Origin of the sequence: Bacillus sp. FSL W8-0102, assembly GCF_038007225.1 — a bacterium.
In the GTDB taxonomy this organism is placed as follows: domain Bacteria; phylum Bacillota; class Bacilli; order Bacillales; family DSM-4216; genus Bacillus_O; species Bacillus_O smithii.
In genome coordinates this window covers 3,645,779-3,668,285 of the sequence record NZ_JBBOWT010000001.1, presented here as the reverse complement: position 1 = coordinate 3,668,285, position 22,507 = coordinate 3,645,779, and the positions used below count along the sequence as shown (strand labels likewise).

Sequence of the window (22,507 nt, the reverse complement as noted above, 5' to 3'; positions counted from 1 at the left end):
AACCACCGAAAATGGGAGAAATAATCTGAACTACAGATTTATATTTCGGAAAATTTAGTATTGACAAAAAATTAAGTTATATTTTATATTTATTTTGTGTTAAGTTATATAACATTTGTTTGAATTCTAACATTACCATCATATTAAAGGAGGGATAGAATGTTATCATCGAGTGTCGGGTATCTTATATTGCTTATCTTTGGAATTGTTTTTACAGTGATTACAGTTTTGATCCAACGTCGTCAAGGAGAAGTCATGACGGCAGAACAATTTAGCACCGCAGGCAGGAGTGTCGGGGTGGGTTTAGCGAGTGCTTCCATTATTGCCGCTTGGACATGGGCAGCGACATTAATGATGTCTTCTTCTACCGGATATCAATATGGAATTAGTGGACCTTATTGGTATGCTGCTGGCGCTACTATTCAAATTTTACTATTTGCGATAGTGGCCATTCATTTGAAACGGAAAGCACCGAATGCTCATACATTTTTAGAATTTATCGCTCAGCGATTTGATAAGAAAAATCACCGATTGATGCTCGTATTCGCTTTAATGACCAATATCATCGTAACGGCAATGGTCATTTTGGGTGGAGCGGTTTCTTTACACTCTTTAACGGGAATGAATGTATATATTGCAGCGCTTTTAATTCCTATCACTTTCACGATTTTCACGGTGATCGGTGGATTAAAAGCTTCCTTTATTGCAGACTACTTAAATACAGTTATTATCTTTGCCATTCTTGCTATTTTTGCAGCGGCTGTTTATTACAAATTCGGTGTTACGGATATTTATGAAGGATTACGTAAAATCCCTGAATCCAAACAAATGATCACAATGGCTTCGATACCGGGACTGTTTTTTGGAATGATCAATATTATTGGTAATTTTGGAACCGTATTTGTGGATCAATCTTATTGGCAGCGCGCCATTGCAAGTACAGAAAGAGCAGCAGCGAAAGCCTATATTTATGGAGGGATTGCTTGGTTTTCAATTCCGTTTACCATGGCCACTTTTCTAGGTGTGGGTGCAGCCGGGTTAGGAATTTCTGTTGACTCGCCGGACTCTGTTGCCCCTATTATGGCGGCCCACGTCATGGGGACTGTTGGATCTATCTTATTTTTAATTATGCTTTTTATGGCTGTGATGTCTACGGGTGTTGCGGAACTGACGGCTATTACAAACATCATCGTTACGGACATCTACCTTCACTCCATCCATCCACAAGCATATAGTCAAAAAATATTAAGTGTTTCCCGCCAAGTAACCTTATGTGCCGGATTGGCAATGGGGCTATTGTCCATTTTGCTTTTTAAAGTAGGGATAAGCCTTAGTTTCGTTTATATGGCAATGGGAATTTTTATAAGCAGTGCCGTGATTCCTGTTACCCTTGGGTTGTTATGGAAACGGGCAACGAATGAAGGATCTTTTTATGGAGCTTTATTGGGAATGATCAGCGGACTCATCGCATGGGTTTCATCGGCTTATGCCACATCAGGAGAAATTACGATCGAATCGTTAGGCGGGCTTTATCCTATGTTGATTGGAAATTTAACGGTTTTTGTTGTTAGTGGTGTTATTTCCATCGGTCATGGATTGCTGTCCAGTCAGGAATTTGATTTTGATTCTTTAAAAGATAAGTTTAAAAGCTACGATGATGACTTATCTGAATATGGAAAGGAAGTTAGCTATGGAGAAACAGCCAATAAATAAAGACGCAAAGTTGTGTATACAGTGGGCTATTGGGTTAACCGTTATTTTGATATTTGTGTGGCCCGGGATTATGTTTATCACAGGATATCAGTATAGTTTATCGTTTTTTAAAGGTTGGACTGTACTTGCTTTCGTATGGTTAATGGTAGCCGGTATTTTTATCACGATCAGACCGTTGATGGAGCTTTTTAAGAAAGATCAATAATATATCACAAAAAAAAGCTGTTGCTGGCGGGTTTGTAAAATGAGTGAGAATCTATTGGATGTATTAGAAGGAAATTTGATATAATTTTTAGATAGAAAATTCTAAATATTCAATCTTATAAATGGGGATTTATAAGATCAATTTCATAGTTTGGAACAACCACTTAAAATAGGAGGTTATCCATGAAACTGACTTCACGTGAAATGGAAAAGCTCATGATTGTTGTGGCGGCTGACTTGGCCCGTCGTCGTAAAGAGCGGGGCTTAAAATTAAATTATCCTGAAGCTGTCGCGATGATTACATATGAAGTGCTGGAGGGGGCGCGGGATGGAAAAACGGTAGCTCAGTTAATGCAATACGGTGCAACGATTCTTACAAAAGAAGATGTAATGGAAGGGGTTGCCGAAATGATCCCGGATATTCAAATTGAGGCAACCTTTCCTGATGGAACAAAGCTTGTCACGGTTCATGACCCGATTCGTTAAATGAGGAGGACATACGTTGATACCAGGGGAGTATGTATTGAAAAAAGAACCTATTTTATGCAATCAAAATAAGCAGAGCATCAAGATTCGCGTGTTAAACCGGGGTGATCGACCTGTTCAGATTGGTTCCCATTTTCATTTTTTTGAAGTGAATCAATCGCTTCAATTTCATCGTGAAAAAGCATTTGGCATGCATTTGAATATTCCGGCTGGAACGGCGGTTCGCTTCGAGCCCGGTGATGTGAAAGAAGTAGAAATAATTCCGTTTTCAGGTGAACGCAAAGTGTATGGTTTAAATAATTTAACGAATGGATCAGTTGAAATGGGGAAAAGAAAATGAGTTTTTCGATGTCTCGAAAGCAATATGCGGATATGTTTGGACCAACTGTCGGCGACGCCATTCGTTTGGCAGATTCAGAATTGTTTATCGAAATTGAAAAAGACTATACAACCTATGGAGATGAAGTAAAGTTTGGCGGCGGAAAGGTGATCCGAGATGGAATGGGGCAGCATCCTTTGGCGACAAGCGATGAATGCGTCGATCTTGTATTAACAAACGCGATTATTGTTGACTATACAGGTATTTACAAAGCGGATATCGGCATAAAAGATGGAATGATTGCCTCCATAGGCAAAGCGGGGAACCCGCTGTTAATGGATGGGGTCGATATGGTGATTGGGGCGGCAACGGAAGTCATAGCTGCAGAAGGGATGATTGTGACAGCCGGAGGAATAGATGCTCATATTCACTTTATTTGCCCTCAGCAAATCGAAACAGCTCTTGCATCGGGTGTGACCACTATGATTGGCGGAGGAACAGGACCCGCTACAGGCACAAATGCCACTACTTGTACACCGGGGCCTTGGAATATCCATCGTATGCTTCAAGCAGCCGAAGAGTTCCCGATGAACTTGGGCTTTTTAGGAAAGGGAAACTGTTCTGATGAGGCTCCTTTAAAGGAACAAATTGAAGCAGGAGCAGTGGGATTAAAGCTTCACGAAGATTGGGGATCGACAGCGGCGGCTATTGATACATGTTTGAAAGTGGCGGATCTATATGACGTGCAAGTAGCGATTCATACCGACACTTTAAATGAAGGTGGATTTGTCGAGGATACATTGAAAGCCATAGACGGTCGAGTGATTCATACCTATCATACAGAAGGAGCTGGAGGCGGGCATGCTCCGGATATTATAAAAGCGGCCGGCTTCCCGAATATTTTGCCTTCTTCCACGAATCCAACTCGACCTTATACTATCAATACTTTGGAAGAGCATTTAGATATGTTAATGGTTTGCCACCACCTAGACGCCAATATTCCGGAGGATATTGCCTTTGCCGATTCACGTATTCGGAAAGAAACCATCGCGGCGGAAGATATTTTACATGATTTAGGCGTATTCAGCATGATTTCGTCCGATTCACAAGCGATGGGGCGCGTAGGAGAAGTGATCATTCGTACGTGGCAAACGGCTGACAAGATGAAAAAGCAAAGAGGGAAATTAGAAGAAGACAAAGGTGTGGGAGACAACTTTCGCGTGAAACGTTATATTGCCAAATATACGATCAATCCAGCCATTGCTCATGGTATTGCGGATTATGTGGGTTCTGTTGAAGTGGGGAAATTAGCTGATTTAGTGGTGTGGAATCCTGCTTTTTTTGGTGTGAAACCTGAACTGGTTTTAAAAGGAGGAATGATTGCTTACAGCACTATGGGAGATCCCAATGCCAGCATTCCGACACCGCAGCCGGTTTTATATCGTCCGATGTTTGCAGCGAAAGGAGATGCCAAATATCAAACGTCTATCACCTTTGTTTCAAAGGCAGCGTATGAAAAAGGCATTCATGAACAGTTGGGTTTGAAGAAAAAGGTGAAACCGGTCTATGGAATTCGAAAATTGACGAAAAAAGATTTAATTTTGAATGATAAAACCCCAAAAATTGACGTCGATCCTCAAACATATGAAGTGAGGGTAGACGGTCAATTAGTGACATGTGAACCGGCAGAAATCGTCCCGATGGCACAACGGTATTTCTTATTTTGAGGTGAGAAAAACATGATGGTTGAAAAAGTAGTCGGAAACATCACGACATTAGAGAAAAGAGTTCCACATATAGAACGGGTTTATATGCGAAGCGATGATTTAGTCAAACAGGTGAAACGGGTTGTGACAGATCATGGCAAAGAGATTGGCATTCGCTTAAAAGAACATCAGGAATTACAAGATGGAGATATTTTATACATGGACGATCACAATATGATTGTGATATCGGTCTTAGAAGATGATGTATTAACGATCAAACCAACATCCATGCAGCAAATGGGGGAAATTGCGCATCAACTTGGCAATCGGCATTTGCCGGCGCAGTTTGAAGGAAATGAAATGATTGTGCAATATGACTATTTAGTAGAAGAACTGCTTCAGAAGCTATCGATTCCATTTACACGTGAAAACAGAAAAATGAAACAAGCATTTCGCCCAATAGGACATCGTCATGAATAGATTATTTTCACTTTTTCAGTTGTGTGATTCCAACTTTCCATCGGGATCGTTTTCTCACTCTTTTGGATTGGAAACATACATTCAAGAAAAAGTGATCACGGATAAAGAAAGCTTTAAGAATGCTATTTCCGTTTATATTCGGAAACAGCTGTTTTTCACAGAAGGCCTTGCTTGCAGACTGGCTTATGAAGCAATGGAACAAAATGAACCATCCACATTGGAGGAGCTTGATCACATTTTATTTGCATCGAACGTTGCGCAAGAAACAAGAAGCGGGAATCAAAGGATGGGGGAACGGATGGCCAAGCTATGTGTGGATCTGTATCCATCTCCTATTTTAATAGAATATACAAACCGGATAAAAGAAAAGAAAGCGTATGGTCATTCTGCCATAGTGTTTGCGATTGTCGCTTACCACTTAAAGGTGACAAAGGAAACGGCAGTTGGAGCCTATTTATTTGCCAATGTATCTGCTCTTGTGCAAAATGCGGTGCGTGGAATTCCGATTGGTCAAACAGACGGTCAAAAGATCTTAGTTGAAATTCAACCTCTTTTAGAGGAAGGGGTAAGAACGATTTCACAATTGCCTAAAGAGGATTTAGGAGCGGTAAGTCCCGGGATGGAAATTGCTCAAATGCGCCATGAACGTTTAAATGTGCGCTTATTTATGTCTTAAAATTCGGAATATAAGGAGTGAGAAACGTGGAACCAATACGTATTGGAATCGGAGGGCCTGTTGGAGCGGGAAAAACGATGCTTGTGGAAAAATTGACGAGAGCCATGCATAAAGAATTGAGCATCGCCGTTGTGACAAATGATATCTATACGAAAGAAGATGCTCAATTTCTTCTGAAGCATGGAGTGCTGCCGGCAGATCGCGTCATTGGTGTGGAAACAGGAGGGTGTCCGCATACAGCTATTCGTGAAGATGCATCCATGAATTTTGCCGCCATTGATGAACTAAAAGAAAGGCATCCCGATCTTGAGTTGATATTTATCGAAAGCGGCGGGGATAATCTAGCCGCTACATTCAGCCCGGAACTAGTCGATTTCTCTATTTACATTATTGATGTAGCGCAAGGGGAAAAAATTCCGCGTAAAGGTGGACAAGGGATGATTAAATCTGATCTTTTTATCATCAATAAAATTGATCTCGCTCCGTATGTTGGAGCCAGTTTAGAGGTTATGGAGCGCGATACTCTGGCAGCGAGAGGGGATAAGCCATATATTTTTACCAATTTAAAAGATGAAATCGGTCTTGCAGAAGTATTGGAATGGATTAAAACCAATGCACTTTTGTACGGATTGGAATCATGAAATATACAGGAGTATTACAAGTATCTGCCGCTAAAAAGCGGCAAAAAACCATTATCTCATCTTGCTATCATGAAGGGGCCTTAAAAGTGAGCCGTCCCATTTATCTTGAAAAGGATCTACCTTTCTTATATCTCATTCATGTTGGCGGAGGCTATGTAGACGGGGATGTTTATTTAACCAATCTCAACGTGGAAGAAGAAGCTGAGCTGGCGGTTACAACGCAATCCGCCACAAAAGTATATAAAACACCAAAGAAGCCTGTTGTTCAGAAAACGAACATTCACTTAAAAAAAGGAAGCGTTCTTGAATACTTGCCGGATTCTTTAATTGCTTATAAAGAAGCACGTTTTATACAAGAAACGACCGTTCATATAGAAGAGGATGCCGGTTTTTTTTACAGCGATGTCATTACACCGGGTTGGGCGGAAGATGGGAGTTTGTTTCCTTATGATTGGATTCGTTCGAAATTAAAAGTATATAAAAAGGACCGGCTTGTGTTGTTTGATCATTTACGGCTTGAGCCGGATGAAGATATGTCCGGAATGCTGCAAATGGACGGACATACTCATATCGGCACTTTTTTGATCTTTCATCCAAAAGCAGATAAAACATTTCTTGACCGTTTATATGATGAAATGGAGGCTTTTGATTCCGACGTTCGATTTGGTATGACATCATTACCGGCTAGCGGCATTATTTTACGTATACTTGCACGTAGTACGGGTATCATTGAGAACATGATTTCTCGCGCTCATTCATATGCCAGACGAGAGTTATTAGGCAAGAATGGTGTCATTTGGCGAAAGTATTGAGATAGGGTGAGGAATAAATGATATTAGGAGGCTTATAGATGGACCAAGTAGACTTGCTTTCTGTTTTAACTTTAGGATTCGTTCTTGGAATAAAACATGCTATGGAGCCGGATCATGTGATAGCTGTATCAACGATTGTTTGTCAAAGTAAAAAACTTTGGAGATCCTCTTTAGCCGGAGTCTTTTGGGGGATCGGGCATACATCCACATTACTTATATTTGGAATGACTATTATTTTGATGAAGAAAAAAATTTCACAAGAATGGTCGATGTCATTAGAGTTTTTAGTCGGAATCATACTCGTTTATTTTGGAATTTCAGCCATTCTTTCTCTTAAGAAAACGCATGAACATTCCCATTTTCGTCTTCATCTTCATAAAGATCATCCTATTTATACATATAAAGGGATTCCCTATGTTAAATCTCTTTTTATTGGGATCATTCATGGACTTGCCGGAAGTGCAGCCATGGTATTGTTGACAATGAGTACAGTAGAAAATGCATGGGAAGGTCTTCTTTATATTCTGTTTTTTGGCGCCGGAACGGTTTTGGGCATGCTTTGCTTTACGACTTTAATTGGGATCCCATTTACACTGAGTGCCAGAAAGATTCGTATTCACAATGCCTTCATTCAAATAACAGGCTTTATCAGCACGGTATTCGGAATTCATTATATGTATAATTTAGGTGTAACCGAAGGCTTATTTAAACTTTGGATACGGTAAATGGGAACAAGAAAATGTTTTTTGCTGCATCATGATAAGATCATTCGTTCCATCATAATGGCGAACGGTATTAAAAACTATTGGCAGGATGATGGGTGGTTTGACAGATGCTTGGAGATCTTTTTTGTCTTAACCAAAAGCAAGAACGGGGCCTTTACCGTTTCTGATTAGGAAATAAAAAAACAAGGGAATCGTGATTGGACGAAAGGTTCCCTTGTTTTCATTCCATTTCTGCACTTTACTAAGAGTTTCTAAACTCTTTTCTTTTGAAAGGCTGCAATACTTTCATATTCTTCTTTTAACAGTCTAGAAAGGCGAATGTAGATAGGAATTAATTCTTTATAGACGGATACATGTTCTGGATTCGGTACATGGTGATGGGTGGCACCTACCATTTCAGATACTACGTGTAATGAATGAATTTCACCTAGACTATATAAGCCAAGGATGGCGGCTCCCAAACAAGAACTTTCAAAACTTTCCGGTATATATACCTCTTGATCGAAGATGTCCGCCATCATTTGACGCCAGAGTGGGGATCTGGCAAAGCCTCCGGTGGCTTGAATTTTTTTCGGCTCACCGATTAATTCTTCTAAGGCAAGCAGAACGGTGTATAAGTTGAAAATAACCCCTTCCAAAACAGCACGAATTAGATGTTCTTTTTTATGATGCAAACCTAATCCAAAGAAAGAGCCTCTTGCATTGGCATCCCACAATGGAGCCCGTTCTCCGGCTAAATACGGATGAAATAATAATCCGTCCGATCCGGGATTGACTTTTGCCGCTATCTCTGTCAGCACTTCATATGGATCTTTCCCTAAACGCTTCGCTGTTTCGACCTCTGAAGAACCTAGTTGATCGCGAACCCATCGGAAAATCATGCCTCCGTTGTTGACCGGGCCTCCAATGACCCAATGGTTTTCAGTCAATGCATAACAAAAGATTCTTTCTTTAGGATCGGTTACAGGGCGGTTCGTTACGGTTCGGATAGCACCGCTTGTCCCAATGGTGACAGCCACAACTCCGGGATCTATTGCATTAACTCCTAAATTGGATAATACGCCATCACTGGCTCCTACCACAAAAGGAGTGAACGGAAGCAAATTCATTTCTTTTGCAAACGTTTCATCCAAACCTGTTAAACGATAAGTGGTTGGTACGGGACGTGACAGCTGCTCTTCTGATATACCGGCGATACGTAGAGCTTCCTCATCCCATTTTAAGGAATTTAAATGAAACATTCCTGTTGCGGAGGCAATCGAATAATCTATCATATATTCCTTAAATAGCTTATAAAAGATATATTCTTTTATTGATATGAATTTATAGCTGCGTGCAAATATTTCGGGATGCTCATTTCGAAGCCATGTCAACTTAGAAAGAGGAGACATCGGATGGATAGGCGTTCCGGTCCGCCGATAAATCTCATGGCCATTCATTTCCTTTTTTATTTTTTCGGCCCATTTTGCGCTTCTGTTATCCGCCCAGGTGATGCAATTCGTTAAAGGCTTGCCTTCTTTGTCTACAGCAATGACGCTGTGCATGGCGGAACTAAAGGAAACGCAAAGAATATCAGCTGGCTGAACATGGCTATCTTGTATCGTTCTCTTAATGGTGTTGACCACAGCGCGGAAAATTTCTTCCGGATCTTGTTCTGCCGTTTCCGGTGTAGGGGAGAATAAAGAATATTCAATTCCATGTCTTGAAATAACGGATCCTTCTGCGGAAAACAAAACGGATTTTGTACTGGTTGTTCCAATATCTACACCGATTACATATTTTGAACTCATGATTTTTTCCTCCTTACAAATACCTGACAACCTAAGTGCTCTCTTTTCCGATAAGCGCCTTTCTTTCTTTAGCAACAAGCTATGATCAGTAAGGTCCAGTGTTGTTTTCATCGGTTCTTTTCTTTACATAGGTTGATGACATGAACCGTTTTAAGCCACTCCATCTCTTAAGGATTAAAAATTTTTCCATCATTTCCTTTTTACAATCTTCTGCCATCGTTTGCATCATACCATATTCTGTCTCGTTTTGTTTTCATCAGCTCATGTTGTTGAATTCTCAAAGAGATAAACTCCCTCTACGGATGTGTAGAAGGAGTTTTGTTTTTATACAAACATATTAAGCAGCAAAGCGCCTGCAAAAGCGGTAAATGAAAGGATTGTTTCCAATACGGTCCATGTTTTAAACGTTTCTTTCATGGATAATCCTAAATATTCTTTTACCATCCAGAATCCGGCATCGTTTACGTGTGAGAACATTAAGGAACCTGCACCCGTTGCGATCACGAGCAATTCCAGATTGACACCGGACATATGTTCAATAATAGGTGAAACGATGCCAGCCGCTGTGGTTAAGGCGACGGTTGCTGAACCTGTAGCAATACGAATTAATCCTGATATCATAAAGGCTAAAACAAGGGGAGACAGAGATAGATGTTGGGACATATGACCAATGGTCGTACCAACACCGCTATCGATAAGGATTTGTTTAAATCCACCGCCGGCTCCAATGATTAAAATGATGGAACCAACAGGCAGCAAGCATTGATCTGTTAATTTCTTAATGTCTTTTTTACTCATTCCTTGACGAATTCCAAGGAAGTAGAATGCTGCGAAACAAGCGATCAGAAGCGCAATGATAGGGCTTCCAATGAATTCGAAAAATTTCATGAAGCCTTTTGAAAGCGGCAAATATGGTGCAACGGCCGATAAAATCATTAACAATACAGGCAATAAAATGATGAAGAACGAAAGTCCTGTACTAGGTAATGTTTTCGCTGTCATATTGACGCGAATTAACTCCGGTTCGCTTTCAGGAATGACGCGTTTATGAACCCATTTTGCAAATAATGGTCCTGCGATAATGGCTGCAGGAAGCGCAATAATCAAGGAATAAAGAAGCACTTTTCCAAGATTGGCATTGTAAATCTGGATCGCGGCAATCGCTCCCGGATGCGGCGGCACAAGACCGTGTACGATCGATAAACCGGCAATGACAGGCAAAGCGATTAATAAAATGTTTTGTTTCGTCGTTTTATGAATAGAAATGACTAATGGCAATACAATCAAAATTCCGACTTCAAAGAACACAGGAATTCCAATAATAAACCCTGAAAGAAGCATGGCCCAGGGCAATTTCTTTACACCGAAAAGCCGAACGAAGAAATTGGCCACTTGCATTCCAGCGCCTGATTCTGACATCATCTGTCCTAAAATGATGCCTAATGCCAAAATTCCGACTAAATGGCCTAATACACCCCCAACTCCGGTTTCATAGGCAGTTACGATTTTATCCAAGGACATTCCGGACATGATCGCTAAGAACAAACTGGCGACAAGCAAGCTGATAAACGCATGCCATTTCCACCATGATACTCCTAAAATAACAATGAGAATGGCCAAAAATGTAATGGTCAACAAATATAGATCCATACTTCATTTCACCTTCCTTTTATACGGTAATCGTTTTCAAAAAAGTTGAAAACGATACTGTCATGTTTTTGTTGTGTTAGGGGGTCACAAATTTCCTTTTCGGATGGGACCGAATGTGATCACTGCAGCACAACTAATAATTGAAAGCATTTTCATTTTGTAAGTAAATTATATGAAAAAATTTTTCGTAAATCAATAGAATTTTATTTAAATTTAATGATAGGATTTTTGAGAATATATGAACTTTTTATTTGTACAATGAAAATGCCATGAACGTTGAAGCTTTGAAATTGAAAGTCAAGAAGCCGCGCAGGTTATCGAGTTATTGCGTTCATCATTTAAATGAAATCATTCAGCTCAGCTTTTGAAAAAGAAGGATTTTTTCAAGTGGTTTCCCATAATTGTTCCAATTTTAGGGAGATAGGAGGCATTATTTGATAAGTTTCTTGGGAGTGTTTTATTAGACGGCGTTGATTACACAAGAGCCGTTGTTTTTGCAAAAAAAATAAGTGAACTATTACTTCGCCAAACGAAAAAAGAAGCTATCCAAATGGACGGCTTCTTTTCGCATGGCTGTTGCTAAGAAAAGATGGAACTTGTTATATTGAAATCATTGCAAACAGCCCTTTGATGAATGATATTTTCGTTCATTTAATTCGAATTGGTAGCAACGACTTTTTTTCTATTTTTCAGTTTCGATTCTTTTTCACCTTTTTTGTTCGACAAGTGGATTTGTTTTAAGAAAAGGGTGCACGCTGCTCCAGCTACGACAAACCATAAACCTACAAAAAACACGCTATGCAAGGAATCCATTAAGGATGTTTTTAAAATCGGCACCATTTGATTGGACAATTCAGGAGGCATCTGTTTCAACGTTTTTGGATTAAAGAGCATTTGGAACAAACCTTCTGGATTGTCTGCTATCATCTGTTTAAATTTTGATACGATAGGTCCCGCCTGTGCAGGCAATGTATTTAAAAATGGAACTAGTTTGTCTGTCAATAATGTACCGGATGTGCTATTCATGACAGCTCCTAAAACGGTAATGCCAAAGGTACCTCCAATAGAACGGAAAAATTGGCTGGAAGAGGTGACAACCCCCAGTTCTTGCTTTGAAAAACTTTCTTGAAGAGCCAAAGTAATTGTTGGCATCACGAACCCTAACCCTAAACCTATCACAACCATATAAGATGTTGCGACTAACTTGCTTGTATCCATATCTAAAGTAGTTAATAAAAAGAGTCCACCGGCCATAATGAACATCCCTATCATGATTTGCAGTTTGATGCCCATCTTGTAAACGAGCTGGCCGCCGATAATGCTTGTAATAATCATGGAAATCATCATCGGTGTCATGATCGTTCCGGATTGAGTAGCACTGACTCCAATAATGCCTTGCATAAAAAACGGAACAAACGTAACGGCTCCAAACATTCCAATCGTCATAAAGAATCCAATTAAATTCAAGAAAACGAATGTTCTATTTCTGAACAAATGCAAAGGAAGAATCGGTTCTTTCGCTTTCCTTTCCACGATCACGAAACTCACTAAACCGATGGCTGCCAATGCAAACAGACCGATAATTTGCCATGAATTCCAATCGTAGTCTTTTCCGCCTAAACTAAGCGCCAGAAGCAAGCTGACGGTTCCGACCATCATCGTAAACATACCGGCAATGTCAAAGTGAATAGGGCCTGTATGTTTGTGTTTTTGTAATCCTAAGGCGATAAAGATGGTGGCTAAAATTCCAACAGGGAGGTTGATATAAAATACCCATTTCCAGTTTAATGAGTCGACAATCCATCCGCCGATTTGCGGACCAATGACAGAAGCGAGGCCATAAATTCCGCCAAAAATTCCTTGGAATTTGGCGCGCTGCTCTCCTGTAAATGTATCCCCGATGACAATCATAGCCATCGGCATCATGATTCCGCCGCCAATTCCTTGTATTCCACGATAGATAATTAGCTCTGTCATGTTATGGGCCATTCCGCAAAGTGCTGATGCCCCCATAAAAATAATCAGTCCTGCAACATATACCACTCTGCGGCCTAATAAATCCGATAATTTTCCTGCGATCGGAACAATAGTAGTAGAAGTAAGCAAATAAGCGGTAGTAAGCCATGTCATCATACTTAATCCGCCTAGGTCTCCTACGATTTTTGGCATAGCGGTTCCCACAATGGTTCCGTCAAGCGCAGAAAAGAACATCGCAATAATAAGACCAATCAATAATATCGTACGATTATGATTTGTATCCATCGTTTTATCCATATCCATAGCTCCTTTTTTCTTTTGTATCATCTATAAACGGGATGTTTCGTTATCTTAAGTTAACGAAACAACATGTTGATCCTTTATCTTTCAGTCTGTTCGTTCTTCTATTTGTTCTTTTTCTGTGTAATTTGCAAGTTTTTCGGCAGTCTCCGCCATAAACGAAAGTTCATCTTCTGTCAAATAGGAAAGGTATTTGGTTATGATGGCTTTTCTGCTTTCCAAAATGGTTTCCAACATATTTTCTCCTTGTTTGGTCAGTCTAATATTGACCACTCTTCTATCCTTTTGATCATGCTCGCGCATAATGAGTTTGTTCTGTTCAAGGCGATCCATCATAAATGTTACGGCACTTGGTTTTACACCCAGGTGATCGGCTAATTGAGAAATGTTACATCTTCCTTGCGTTTTTAATAAAGACAGAACAAACAGTTGTGTAGGTGTTATTCCATGATCATGTAGACTTTCCGACATTTCCGGATGTATTTTTTGGTAAACAAGATGACTGGCCGATTGGATTCGTGCAATGTAGTCACAAATATCCCCCATAATCGGATTCTCCTTACTAATTATTGGAGGTAAATTTACATTTTATAAATATTTACTGTATATAAAATTCCATGCCATTAAATATAAAGGCTATTGAAATAAAAATCAACGACGATTTTTTTAAATACTAACGAGTTATATTCACTCATTTATGGAAACATCCTCTACTTTTCGTTCTTTTTTCATGTCAAAAAAATCTGCAGGATGAACCTTTTCATACAAACGGTATTTTTTCCACAAAACTTTATATGATATTCCGATCAAGTTTTGAACATTCCTCTTGAGGATAGGATGAATCAGGAAATTTCATTTTATATTCTATTGACCTAATTGGTCAATAGAATTATGATGAAATTGACCAAATCGGTCAATAACGGTAAATAAATGGGGGGATCATCATTTGTTTTCCAATTTCTTTCAAATAAATCCAGAAAAGCAAGAACGAATTTTAAATGCGGCACTAAAAGAATTTGCCAAACATGGTTATGAAAAAGCGTCCACCAATGAGATTGTAAAAGAAGCCAATATCTCAAAAGGGCTGCTTTTTCACTATTTCAAAAATAAAAAGGAATTGTTTTTATTTTTGTATGACTATTTTGTAGAGATGATCATGGATGAGTTTTACGCGAAAATCGATTGGAATGAAAAAGACTTGTTCATGAGATGGCGAGAATGCACAGTCCTGGAATTTGAATTAATGAAGAAATATCCCGATATCTTCAATTTCTTTATAGCCGCCTCTCAAGAAGAATCCGACGAGGTAAAAAAAGAGTTAGAGCAAAGGAATAACGAAATATTGGTCAGCAGCTATCAAAAATTATTTACCGATATTGATACTTCAAAATTTAAACAAGGCCTTGATATAAACAGAGCTATCAAAATTATCATGTGGACGATGGAAGGATTATCAAATGAACAGCAAAAAAAGATGAAGCAATTCTCTTTGAAGCATTTCGATATGGATGAAATATTATCGGAAATGGATCATTATCTAAATCTGCTTAAGGAATCTTTTTATGATGAAACCGAAGATTGAGAAAGTCTGCATTATTAAAAAAGGGGGTTCAAAGAATGAATGTCATTGAAATCAACCACTTGACGAAAACCTATGGAAAGGCAAGAGGAATTACGGATATTAGTTTTACGGTTGAACAAGGGGAGATTTTTGGATTCATCGGACCAAATGGTGCGGGAAAGTCGACGACTATAAGAACGTTATTGTCTCTCATTTATCCGACAAGCGGAAATGCCAAGATTTTCGGAAAAGACTGTATAAAATATGCTCCTGAAATCAAAAAAGACATCGGCTATTTGCCTTCAGAAGTTTTTTATTATGACAATATGAAGGTGATAGATTTGCTGAAATATTCAGCTAGCTTTTATAAAAAAGATTGCAGCAAGAGAATGAAAGAATTAGCTGAAATAATGGATTTGGATCTGAATAAAAAAATAGATGATTTATCTTTGGGGAACAAAAAGAAGGTTGGGATCGTTCAAGCGCTGCTCCATGAGCCAAAGCTGATGATTTTTTGATATAAAAAATAAATTGATAATCAGTTATTGACAAAAAGAGCGAAAACCATGACTAAAAAGTCATGGTTTAAACTTGTCTTTTATAACCGGATAAAATGCTTTGTGCTTGTTGGTTCAATAGGATAAAGTTGCGAAATCTTTGTGTAACAGTGAATGATTCAAATAAGGTGAAATGAATCATGGATAACCATTTGCGGAGGCAAGATCTGCTCACTGGGAGATTGAAGATGAGGGCAAGGAGTGAGACTTAGCGAATGCACAGGATTTTTCAATCTTTCCTTGTGTTTGTGATGTAAAAAATCATTATAAGCGACAGCTAATTTTGGAGTCGGCAGACAGCTCACAGAAATGATCAACGGTTTGGTCGCATCAAACTTGTCGTTGTTGATTGGAGTATTTGACAACCGGCCATTTTTCTTTACGTAGTGCGTTCATCAATTCTGGTCCTGCATGCAAGTTGTCCGCTACCAGCTCCCGAGGAGTGAGCGCCATCCACTGATTTAGTGACACATCGGCAAAACGGTCACTCTTGAACATCTCCAGAAACCATAGGCTTTGGTCACCGGTGTTCTGGATGTAGTGTCCGAAGACGAACGGCACATATCCTACATCACCGGCCCGGTAATTGAAAGTTCGCGCCTTGCCATTTGCTGCGAATACGGTCATGCGTCCCGTGCCCGATAGGTAATACTGCCATTCATCGTTATTCGGGTGCCAATGCATTTCCCTCATAGCGCCTGGCTTGATTTCTACCAATGCCGCCGCAACGGTAGTTGAAATGGGGAAGTTGGTGGAATCGACTATACGCACTGTCCCGCCCGGAGTGACGAGCGGTTCCTGCGCAAGCAACCGGTGTGTGAAGCTTTTGGGCACCGTTCCATAAGGGTCCGGTATCTTTTGGCTCTCCAAAGGACCGGGAACTTTTGATTGGTAAATGTATCGTTGTTTTTTGGGCATATGAGCAAAGGCGCTTTCTGATACGCCGAAATTTGCGGACAGCACGTCTTTCGGTGTGTGCGCGAACCAATCTGAGATGGAGAAGGTGTCGAAGTCGGAGAAGTTGCCGTCATCGAAAACAAGCAGAAACTCGCAGCCTTCTTCAAGCCCTTGGATGGAGTGTGGAATGCCGGGGGGAAAGTACCATAGATCCCCGTGGCCGACGTCCGCAATAAAGTTCCGACCGTTCTGATCGCCGGCGGTGATGCGCGCCCGGCCCATAATCATGAAGGCCCATTCCGCTTGTTTATGCCAATGCAGCTCACGAACACCCCCAGGGGTCAGACGCATGTTCACGCCTGCCAGTGTGGTTGCGATCGGCAGCTGTCTTACCGTTACTTCTCGTGACCAACCACCATGATTTAACTGCATATTGGTGTCGGAAAAAGAGAACTTCAAGTTAGGGATCGTTCCGGCATCGGTGGCAGGCGGAACCAGCATGTCGGGGTCCTCCAGGTCCCTCATGATGTCCCGCGGACCGAAATCGGTTGCACCGGCGCCATCATCTCTTATAGGATGAGGCACATGGCCATAATAATGCTGATTCCGAGTTCGATTGTCCATGAAACACGCTCCCCTTCCTCAGATCATGCAATAAGTCATTTATCTCCATTCTATGATCGCTTTGTTGTGTGTATGTTTTATTCTTTATGGCTTGCATTTAGTTGGTGAAATCTATTTATGTGTCGCTATTTCGTACTTATTTTTTGTTGGTTTAACAGGGCGGCCTGTTCTTGCCTTCTTTTTTGGCTGGACAGATAGACGCCGATAAAGACGAGGAGTCCTCCTAAAATCTGCACGAAAGTAATAGGGTTCCCCATGAGCAGGCTTAGAAGAGCGGTAAATACCGTGATCAAATTCAAATAAATTCCCGCTCGGCTGGGGCCAATTTCCCGAATGGACGCATTCCAGAAAACAAAAGATCCGACGGAGGGAAAAATTCCAATATATAAGATTCCTATCGCGGCTTCTTTGCTAAGAGGAAAGTGGACGCCGGAAACAAGAATAAAAGGAAGAAGCATCACTAATCCCAATAGAACGGATACCGCAGTAGCAGAAATGGGGGGAACGTTTTGAATCTTTTCCCTAAAATGGAATAAAACGTCCAAACGAGGATGTCCAAGAGCATGAGGAGATCGCCTCGGTTATAGTCAATGAGAAAAATTTGCTCCAAGTGTCCTTTCGTTAAAACAAGAAGAACCCCCAGAAGGGAAATGACGAGGCCGAAGCCGTTCACCAGCGAAATTCTTTCCTTTAAAAGAATGGCGGAAAAAAGGACGATGACTGCCGGATTGATCGAATTGACCAGCGCTGCATTTAAGGAGGTCGTAAACCGCAAGGCCTCATATAAAAGAAGGTTATACCCTAAAATCCCCAACAGCGACAGAACGATGAGAATTTTCCACTGGTTCCAAACGTTTTTCCAATCCGGACGTTCAATCCAATGAGCGAGAGGGAATAAAAGAAAGATCGCAATCACCCAACGGGAAAATGTCATTTGTAAAGGAGACATTTCGGCCACTACATATTTTCCGAACACATAATTACCTGCCCAAAATAAATTGGCTAGGACTAGAAACAAAAAGACTTGGTATTTTTTCATCGCTATTCCTCGCTTTTCTTTCCGTTTTTCAATGAATCTTTACAATAGTTCCTAAAGATTCATTGAGTCGCATTCACAAAAATAAAAAATCGATTTCCGTTCATGATCCTTTTGAAATTTTTTAAATCATTTTGTGTTGATGGGAAAATCGATCCGTTTCAGATTGGGGGGGCGGTGTTGTTTAGAGAACATAAAATCGACGTTTCGGTTTCATTGATAAAAAGACATATCACCCGTGAATACCGGAATGATATGTCTTTCTAAATACATTTTATTATTTCCATATATCTTGGGCAATTTGAACGACATGGCGCAGTTTCGCCCATTGCTGTTCTTCCGTTAACAAGTTGCCTTCTTCTGTTGAAGCAAAACCGCACTGTGTGCTTAAACATAATTGGTTTAAATCAACATAATGGGAGGCTTCATCAATGCGCCGTTTAATATCGTCTGGATTTTCCAATTCTCCCGCTTTTGATGTGATTAAGCCGAGCACAATTTTCAAATCGGATCGATTCACGAATCGGAGCGGTTCAAAGCCGCCGGCTCGGTCGCTGTCATATTCGAGGAAAAAGGCGTCTATATTCAATCCGTTAAACAGGACTTCTGCTACCGGCTCATAGCCGCCGGAAGAAAACCATGTCGAGCGATAATTGCCACGGCAAATGTGCATGGTAATCGTCATATCATCCGGACGGACCGCCACAGCTTCGTTTATTAACTTCATGTATGTAGTGCTCAATTGATCGGGGTCTACTCCTTGAGCCAGCATTTCTTCTCTTTTCTCGGTTGAACACAGGGCGCCCCAAGACGTATCATCGAGCTGTAAGTAGCGACAGCCCGCATCATAAAAAGCTTGTATCGCCTTTTGATAAGTTTTAGCTAAATCATGGAAAAATTCTTCTTCGTCCCCGTAAGCGGTTTTTTCGATTTTGCCTCTTAAATGAAGCATACTTGGACTTGGAATGGTCATTTTAGCAATATGGCTGCCGGCGATGCTATGGAGATATCGGTAATCTTCCAGCATAGGGTGGTCTGTGAAATCCAATTTTCCTGTCACCTTAATTCCATGAGACTTTGTTTGCATTTGATGAAATGAGAGGCCGCTTTCTGTTTCATAGCCTTCCACACCGTCAAGGTTTTCAAGGAAATCAAAGTGCCACCATGCTCGGCGAAATTCACCATCTGTCACGGCTTGAAGTCCGATTTCTTTTTGTTTTTCAACGATCCGTGCGATTTCTTCATTTTCAATCAGCCACAATTGGTCAGCTGTTATTTCGCCTGCTGCTCTTTGAGAACGAGCTTTTTGAATCCGTTTTGATCTTAACAAACTGCCCACTTGATCCGCACGAAATGGCGGTTTTTTGGTTTGCAGTGATTGAATTGTGTGTTGTTCCAAAGTTGTTCCCTTCCTTCCTTTAAATAATTAAATTAAATGGTATCAAATATTCAGATAGAAGTAAATATTTTGAAACATAAAACAGGTCTGTCATATCGATCGTTTCTGCATACTTGATTCTATTTCTCGGAAATGTGGCCCTATTTAAAAAAGAAATTGAAGGATCTTAGCTTCTTTTCTACCAAAATTCTGTTTTCTGATTGTCTGTAAAAAGAAAAACGAACCCAGATGTAAGATGGGTTCGTTTTTGCAGATGATTCCGATGTGTTTTTTAGCTAAAACATAACGGTAAGGATCATGCATTGGCCTTTTGTTCAAACAGTTTGATGATTTCAATAATCACGTTCGTTGCTTTTACCATATTGTCGGCGGAAATGTATTCATATTTGCCGTGGAAGTTTTCTCCGCCTGCAAAAAGATTAGGTGTCGGGAGGCCCATGTACGATAGCTGTGCGCCGTCGGTACCTCCTCGGATCGGTGTAACTTTCGGTTCAATGTCTAAATTTTTCATCGCTTCGTACGCAATGTCGACAATTTCTTTGACCGGTTCGATTTTTTCTTTCATATTATAATATTGATCTTTGAGTTCCAACAAAATATTATCTTTCCCGTATATATTTCTGAATTCTTCTACAATCTTTTCTAATTGGGCTTTTCGGGCGTTGAATTGTTCTCGATCAAAATCCCTGATGATGTAGTGCAAAGTTGTTTGTTCGACATCACCGTTGATCGCAAGCAAATGATAGAATCCTTCGTATCCTTCTGTATATTCAGGTGATTCCTTTTCCGGCAGTTTACGATGGAGTTCCATGGCAATCTTTGTCGAGTTCACCATTTTCCCTTTCGCTGTTCCGGGATGTACGTTGTTGCCTTTGATCGTAATTTTGGCAGCGGCAGCGTTAAAGTTTTCATACTCCAGTTCGCCGAGCGGGCCACCGTCCACTGTGTAAGCATATTTTGCATCAAAAGCGTCTACATTGAATTTATGAGGACCTCTTCCAATTTCTTCATCCGGTGTAAACGCCACTCTTACCTTTCCGTGCTTAATTTCTGGATGATCCAATAAATAAGCCATAGCCGTCATGATCTCGGCAATCCCCGCTTTATCATCGGCGCCGAGAAGAGTGGTGCCGTCAGTGGTAATCAACGTGTGGCCTTTATAGTTAGCCAGTTCAGGAAAATCTTTTGGCGAAAGTACGACATTTAGAGATTTATTTAAGATAATGTCACCGCCGTCATAGTTTTCGACAATTTGCGGTTGAACGCCGGCACCGGTAAAATCAGTCGCTGTATCCAGATGGGCCAAAAATCCAATGGTCGGGACATTTTTTTCCGTATTGGCCGGAAGAGTGGCCATCACATAGCCGTTTTCATCCACTGTCACATCTTCCATGCCGATCGCTTTTAATTCGTCCACAAGCATGCGGGCAAGCGTCCACTGGCCGGGAGTAGATGGACAAGTGTTGCTGTTTTCATCAGATTGAGTGTCCACTTTGACATAAGAAATAAATCTTTCCATTACTTCCTTTTTCATTTTCGTTCATCTCCTCACGTTTTATTTTATATTATACTCTTCCGAGAGGATACATACTTTCTCGGATGTTTTCTACAATCGAGAAAACCAACAATTTTTTATTTTCCTTTTTTTCACGCGAACACCTTCTTTTTTGCTGATAAAGATCGTTTTCAATGAAACTCGTAAGCCGATTGAGATTTTGATCCAAAATGCAAGAAAAATTTTATTTTAAGTCCAACAATGGTTTTTAGCACTCACTTTTTTATTTTCAAGGCTTTGAATCGACCGAATGTTTAGGCTTTCTCAATAAAAATCTATGGCATACGATTTTTGATATAACAATATGACCTTTAAACATTTCATTAAAACTAAATAAGAAGTAGAGGTAAATGTATGAAAAAAAGAATTTTTGTAGTCGGAATCGTTTTCCTGGCCATTTTTCTTCTTTTGTATGGTACTTACAAATTAATGAATTCACGAACATACCAGCTATTCGGAGGGTTAACCAACCAGGTTGAAACAAGTCAAAAAGTTGTGGCTTTGACCTTTGATGATGGGCCTACAAAGAATGTCGATCAACTGTTGCCTCTTTTGGATAAATACAATGCGAAAGCCACTTTTTTTGTCATTGGGAATGAGTTGGAAAAGAATCTGGAGGAAGGAAAGAAAATAGCACAAGCAGGACATCAAATTGGCAATCATAGCTATTCCCATAAGCGAATGGTCTTTAAAACCCCTTCCTTTATTCAACAGGAAATTGAAAAAACCAATACGTTAATCAGAAAAACAGGTTATAAAGGGCCCATCGATTTTCGACCACCTAATGGCAAAAAATTGGTGGGATTACCGTATTACTTAAATAAACATCATATGGATACCATCACTTGGAATCTTGAACCAGACACCTATTATACTTCCGTTTCTGACAAAGTCGATTATGTAGAGAAAAACGTGAAACCCGGGTCTATTATTTTGATGCATCCAATGTATGATGATACGGGAAAAGAGTTAAAAGCCATTGAAGGAATATTAGCGACCTTGTCCAAAGAAGGCTACAAATTCGTCACGGTGAATCAGTTGCAAAAATGGAAAAACAATTAGTCTGAAAATGGCTGGACATTCATACTATATGTAAACTATTGAGGTTTACATCACTGCATTGGTGATTTTAGGAAAAAAAGAAAATATTAGCAGATTCCTGTTATCATGTTAGCGACTTTGCCAATATATTGAATAAGCGTGTTCATATAACCATATAAAACTTTCCATAAGTTCTACGGAGGTATTCAAAATAAAGACAAGGACTGTAATCGGGTTATTAAGTTCTCTTATTGTATGCGTTTATGGGGTGTATCGCTTGTTTCTTGAAACACCGTCATTTCATTCACTTGTAATTCCTTTCACTTTTGCTATTTCTGGTCTTATTGGCATCATTGGA

Annotated in this window: 22 protein-coding genes and 1 pseudogene; 14 read left to right on the top strand and 9 right to left on the bottom strand. The window is 40.1% G+C overall.

Annotated features, from left to right (window positions below; genetic code table 11):
• The first annotated feature begins 159 nt into the window (after nucleotides 1-159).
• From N1I87_RS17375 to N1I87_RS17325, 11 genes are all read left to right on the top strand, one after another.
• Nucleotides 160-1,713: a sodium:solute symporter family protein gene (locus N1I87_RS17375; protein ID WP_341103121.1), complete on the top strand. Its 1,554-nt coding sequence runs from the start codon at nucleotides 160-162 to the stop codon at nucleotides 1,711-1,713.
• Nucleotides 1,691-1,918, top strand: a complete 228-nt coding sequence (locus tag N1I87_RS17370) for a hypothetical protein (protein ID WP_327797393.1) — start codon at nucleotides 1,691-1,693, stop codon at nucleotides 1,916-1,918. Before N1I87_RS17375 ends, N1I87_RS17370 begins: the two co-directional genes overlap by 23 nt.
• A 182-nt stretch (nucleotides 1,919-2,100) precedes the next feature.
• Nucleotides 2,101-2,403: an urease subunit gamma gene (locus N1I87_RS17365; protein ID WP_048624310.1), complete on the top strand. Its 303-nt coding sequence runs from the start codon at nucleotides 2,101-2,103 to the stop codon at nucleotides 2,401-2,403.
• Between the two features lie 16 nt (nucleotides 2,404-2,419).
• Entirely contained in the window at nucleotides 2,420-2,743 is a 324-nt protein-coding gene (locus tag N1I87_RS17360; protein ID WP_327803699.1) for an urease subunit beta, read from the top strand.
• Nucleotides 2,740-4,449, top strand: coding sequence for an urease subunit alpha (gene ureC, locus N1I87_RS17355; protein ID WP_327803697.1), 1,710 nt, complete (start codon nucleotides 2,740-2,742; stop codon nucleotides 4,447-4,449). The genes N1I87_RS17360 and ureC overlap by 4 nt, the downstream gene beginning before the upstream one ends.
• A gap of 12 nt (nucleotides 4,450-4,461) precedes the next feature.
• Nucleotides 4,462-4,908, top strand: coding sequence for an urease accessory protein UreE (ureE, locus tag N1I87_RS17350; RefSeq protein ID WP_341103117.1), 447 nt, complete (start codon nucleotides 4,462-4,464; stop codon nucleotides 4,906-4,908).
• Complete coding sequence (locus tag N1I87_RS17345) at nucleotides 4,901-5,584, top strand: urease accessory protein UreF (protein ID WP_048624306.1); 684 nt, start codon at nucleotides 4,901-4,903, stop codon at nucleotides 5,582-5,584. The genes ureE and N1I87_RS17345 overlap by 8 nt, the downstream gene beginning before the upstream one ends.
• A 26-nt stretch (nucleotides 5,585-5,610) precedes the next feature.
• Nucleotides 5,611-6,225: an urease accessory protein UreG gene (gene ureG / locus N1I87_RS17340; protein ID WP_003354884.1), complete on the top strand. Its 615-nt coding sequence runs from the start codon at nucleotides 5,611-5,613 to the stop codon at nucleotides 6,223-6,225.
• Nucleotides 6,222-7,037, top strand: coding sequence for an urease accessory protein UreD (locus N1I87_RS17335; protein ID WP_341103114.1), 816 nt, complete (start codon nucleotides 6,222-6,224; stop codon nucleotides 7,035-7,037). Before ureG ends, N1I87_RS17335 begins: the two co-directional genes overlap by 4 nt.
• 38 nt (nucleotides 7,038-7,075) lie before the next feature.
• Nucleotides 7,076-7,762 carry an urease accessory protein UreH domain-containing protein gene (locus N1I87_RS17330; protein WP_341103112.1) on the top strand — a complete coding sequence of 229 codons (687 nt, stop codon included), beginning with the start codon at nucleotides 7,076-7,078 and terminating at the stop codon, nucleotides 7,760-7,762.
• Nucleotides 7,763-7,933: a hypothetical protein gene (locus tag N1I87_RS17325; protein WP_341103110.1), complete on the top strand. Its 171-nt coding sequence runs from the start codon at nucleotides 7,763-7,765 to the stop codon at nucleotides 7,931-7,933. It begins immediately after the preceding gene.
• 80 nt (nucleotides 7,934-8,013) lie between these two features.
• Here N1I87_RS17325 and gntK read toward each other — a convergent pair whose 3' ends face one another.
• The 4 genes from gntK to N1I87_RS17305 form a co-directional block, all read right to left on the bottom strand.
• On the bottom strand, nucleotides 8,014-9,555 hold the full coding sequence (gntK, locus tag N1I87_RS17320) for a gluconokinase (RefSeq protein WP_341103463.1): 1,542 nt from the start codon (nucleotides 9,553-9,555) through the stop codon (nucleotides 8,014-8,016).
• 321 nt (nucleotides 9,556-9,876) lie between these two features.
• Nucleotides 9,877-11,202 (bottom strand): GntT/GntP/DsdX family permease, encoded by a 1,326-nt coding sequence (locus N1I87_RS17315; protein ID WP_341103108.1) that lies wholly within the window; start codon nucleotides 11,200-11,202, stop codon nucleotides 9,877-9,879.
• A gap of 651 nt (nucleotides 11,203-11,853) precedes the next feature.
• Nucleotides 11,854-13,476 (bottom strand): MDR family MFS transporter, encoded by a 1,623-nt coding sequence (locus N1I87_RS17310; RefSeq protein WP_327797386.1) that lies wholly within the window; start codon nucleotides 13,474-13,476, stop codon nucleotides 11,854-11,856.
• A 90-nt stretch (nucleotides 13,477-13,566) separates the two neighbouring features.
• The gene (locus tag N1I87_RS17305; RefSeq protein WP_341103106.1) at nucleotides 13,567-14,025 is read right to left on the bottom strand and encodes a MarR family winged helix-turn-helix transcriptional regulator; all 459 of its coding nucleotides are present in this window, start codon (nucleotides 14,023-14,025) and stop codon (nucleotides 13,567-13,569) included.
• 400 nt (nucleotides 14,026-14,425) lie between these two features.
• Between N1I87_RS17305 and N1I87_RS17300 the strand changes: the two genes are divergently transcribed.
• Nucleotides 14,426-15,061 (top strand): TetR/AcrR family transcriptional regulator, encoded by a 636-nt coding sequence (locus N1I87_RS17300; RefSeq protein ID WP_341103104.1) that lies wholly within the window; start codon nucleotides 14,426-14,428, stop codon nucleotides 15,059-15,061.
• A 35-nt stretch (nucleotides 15,062-15,096) separates the two neighbouring features.
• Nucleotides 15,097-15,552 (top strand): annotated as a pseudogene (locus tag N1I87_RS17295) (ABC transporter ATP-binding protein); the annotation flags it as partial.
• Between the two features lie 375 nt (nucleotides 15,553-15,927).
• Here N1I87_RS17295 and N1I87_RS17290 read toward each other — a convergent pair.
• The 5 genes from N1I87_RS17290 to pepT all read right to left on the bottom strand — a co-directional run bounded on the left by N1I87_RS17290 (nucleotide 15,928) and on the right by pepT (nucleotide 21,087).
• A complete protein-coding gene (locus N1I87_RS17290; RefSeq protein ID WP_341103102.1) occupies nucleotides 15,928-17,118 on the bottom strand; it encodes an oxalate decarboxylase family bicupin in 1,191 nt (396 codons plus the stop codon).
• Nucleotides 17,119-17,243: 125 nt separating this feature from the next.
• Nucleotides 17,244-17,579, bottom strand: coding sequence for a DMT family transporter (locus tag N1I87_RS17285; protein WP_341103461.1), 336 nt, complete (start codon nucleotides 17,577-17,579; stop codon nucleotides 17,244-17,246).
• Complete coding sequence (locus N1I87_RS17280) at nucleotides 17,579-18,157, bottom strand: DMT family transporter (RefSeq protein ID WP_341103100.1); 579 nt, start codon at nucleotides 18,155-18,157, stop codon at nucleotides 17,579-17,581. The genes N1I87_RS17285 and N1I87_RS17280 overlap by 1 nt, the downstream gene beginning before the upstream one ends.
• Nucleotides 18,158-18,431: 274 nt before the next feature.
• Entirely contained in the window at nucleotides 18,432-19,553 is a 1,122-nt protein-coding gene (locus tag N1I87_RS17275) for a 5-methyltetrahydropteroyltriglutamate--homocysteine S-methyltransferase (protein ID WP_341103097.1), read from the bottom strand.
• Between the two features lie 295 nt (nucleotides 19,554-19,848).
• Complete coding sequence (pepT, locus tag N1I87_RS17270; RefSeq protein ID WP_003354897.1) at nucleotides 19,849-21,087, bottom strand: peptidase T; 1,239 nt, start codon at nucleotides 21,085-21,087, stop codon at nucleotides 19,849-19,851.
• A gap of 375 nt (nucleotides 21,088-21,462) precedes the next feature.
• Between pepT and N1I87_RS17265 the strand changes: the two genes are divergently transcribed.
• The gene (locus tag N1I87_RS17265; protein WP_327803676.1) at nucleotides 21,463-22,170 is read left to right on the top strand and encodes a polysaccharide deacetylase family protein; all 708 of its coding nucleotides are present in this window, start codon (nucleotides 21,463-21,465) and stop codon (nucleotides 22,168-22,170) included.
• Nucleotides 22,171-22,507: the final 337 nt, after the last annotated feature.

Coding starts and splice junctions, on each gene's coding strand:
- N1I87_RS17310 (WP_327797386.1), bottom strand. CDS start 13,476: ATGGATAAAACGATGGATACAAATCATAATCGTACGATATTATTGATT.
- pepT (WP_003354897.1), bottom strand. CDS start 21,087: ATGAAAAAGGAAGTAATGGAAAGATTTATTTCTTATGTCAAAGTGGAC.
- N1I87_RS17305 (WP_341103106.1), bottom strand. CDS start 14,025: ATGGGGGATATTTGTGACTACATTGCACGAATCCAATCGGCCAGTCAT.
- N1I87_RS17325 (WP_341103110.1), top strand. CDS start 7,763: ATGGGAACAAGAAAATGTTTTTTGCTGCATCATGATAAGATCATTCGT.
- N1I87_RS17290 (WP_341103102.1), bottom strand. CDS start 17,118: ATGGACAATCGAACTCGGAATCAGCATTATTATGGCCATGTGCCTCAT.
- ureE (WP_341103117.1), top strand. CDS start 4,462: ATGATGGTTGAAAAAGTAGTCGGAAACATCACGACATTAGAGAAAAGA.
- N1I87_RS17265 (WP_327803676.1), top strand. CDS start 21,463: ATGAAAAAAAGAATTTTTGTAGTCGGAATCGTTTTCCTGGCCATTTTT.
- N1I87_RS17330 (WP_341103112.1), top strand. CDS start 7,076: ATGGACCAAGTAGACTTGCTTTCTGTTTTAACTTTAGGATTCGTTCTT.
- N1I87_RS17365 (WP_048624310.1), top strand. CDS start 2,101: ATGAAACTGACTTCACGTGAAATGGAAAAGCTCATGATTGTTGTGGCG.
- N1I87_RS17370 (WP_327797393.1), top strand. CDS start 1,691: ATGGAGAAACAGCCAATAAATAAAGACGCAAAGTTGTGTATACAGTGG.
- ureC (WP_327803697.1), top strand. CDS start 2,740: ATGAGTTTTTCGATGTCTCGAAAGCAATATGCGGATATGTTTGGACCA.
- N1I87_RS17375 (WP_341103121.1), top strand. CDS start 160: ATGTTATCATCGAGTGTCGGGTATCTTATATTGCTTATCTTTGGAATT.
- N1I87_RS17345 (WP_048624306.1), top strand. CDS start 4,901: ATGAATAGATTATTTTCACTTTTTCAGTTGTGTGATTCCAACTTTCCA.
- N1I87_RS17335 (WP_341103114.1), top strand. CDS start 6,222: ATGAAATATACAGGAGTATTACAAGTATCTGCCGCTAAAAAGCGGCAA.
- N1I87_RS17315 (WP_341103108.1), bottom strand. CDS start 11,202: ATGGATCTATATTTGTTGACCATTACATTTTTGGCCATTCTCATTGTT.
- N1I87_RS17280 (WP_341103100.1), bottom strand. CDS start 18,157: ATGAAAAAATACCAAGTCTTTTTGTTTCTAGTCCTAGCCAATTTATTT.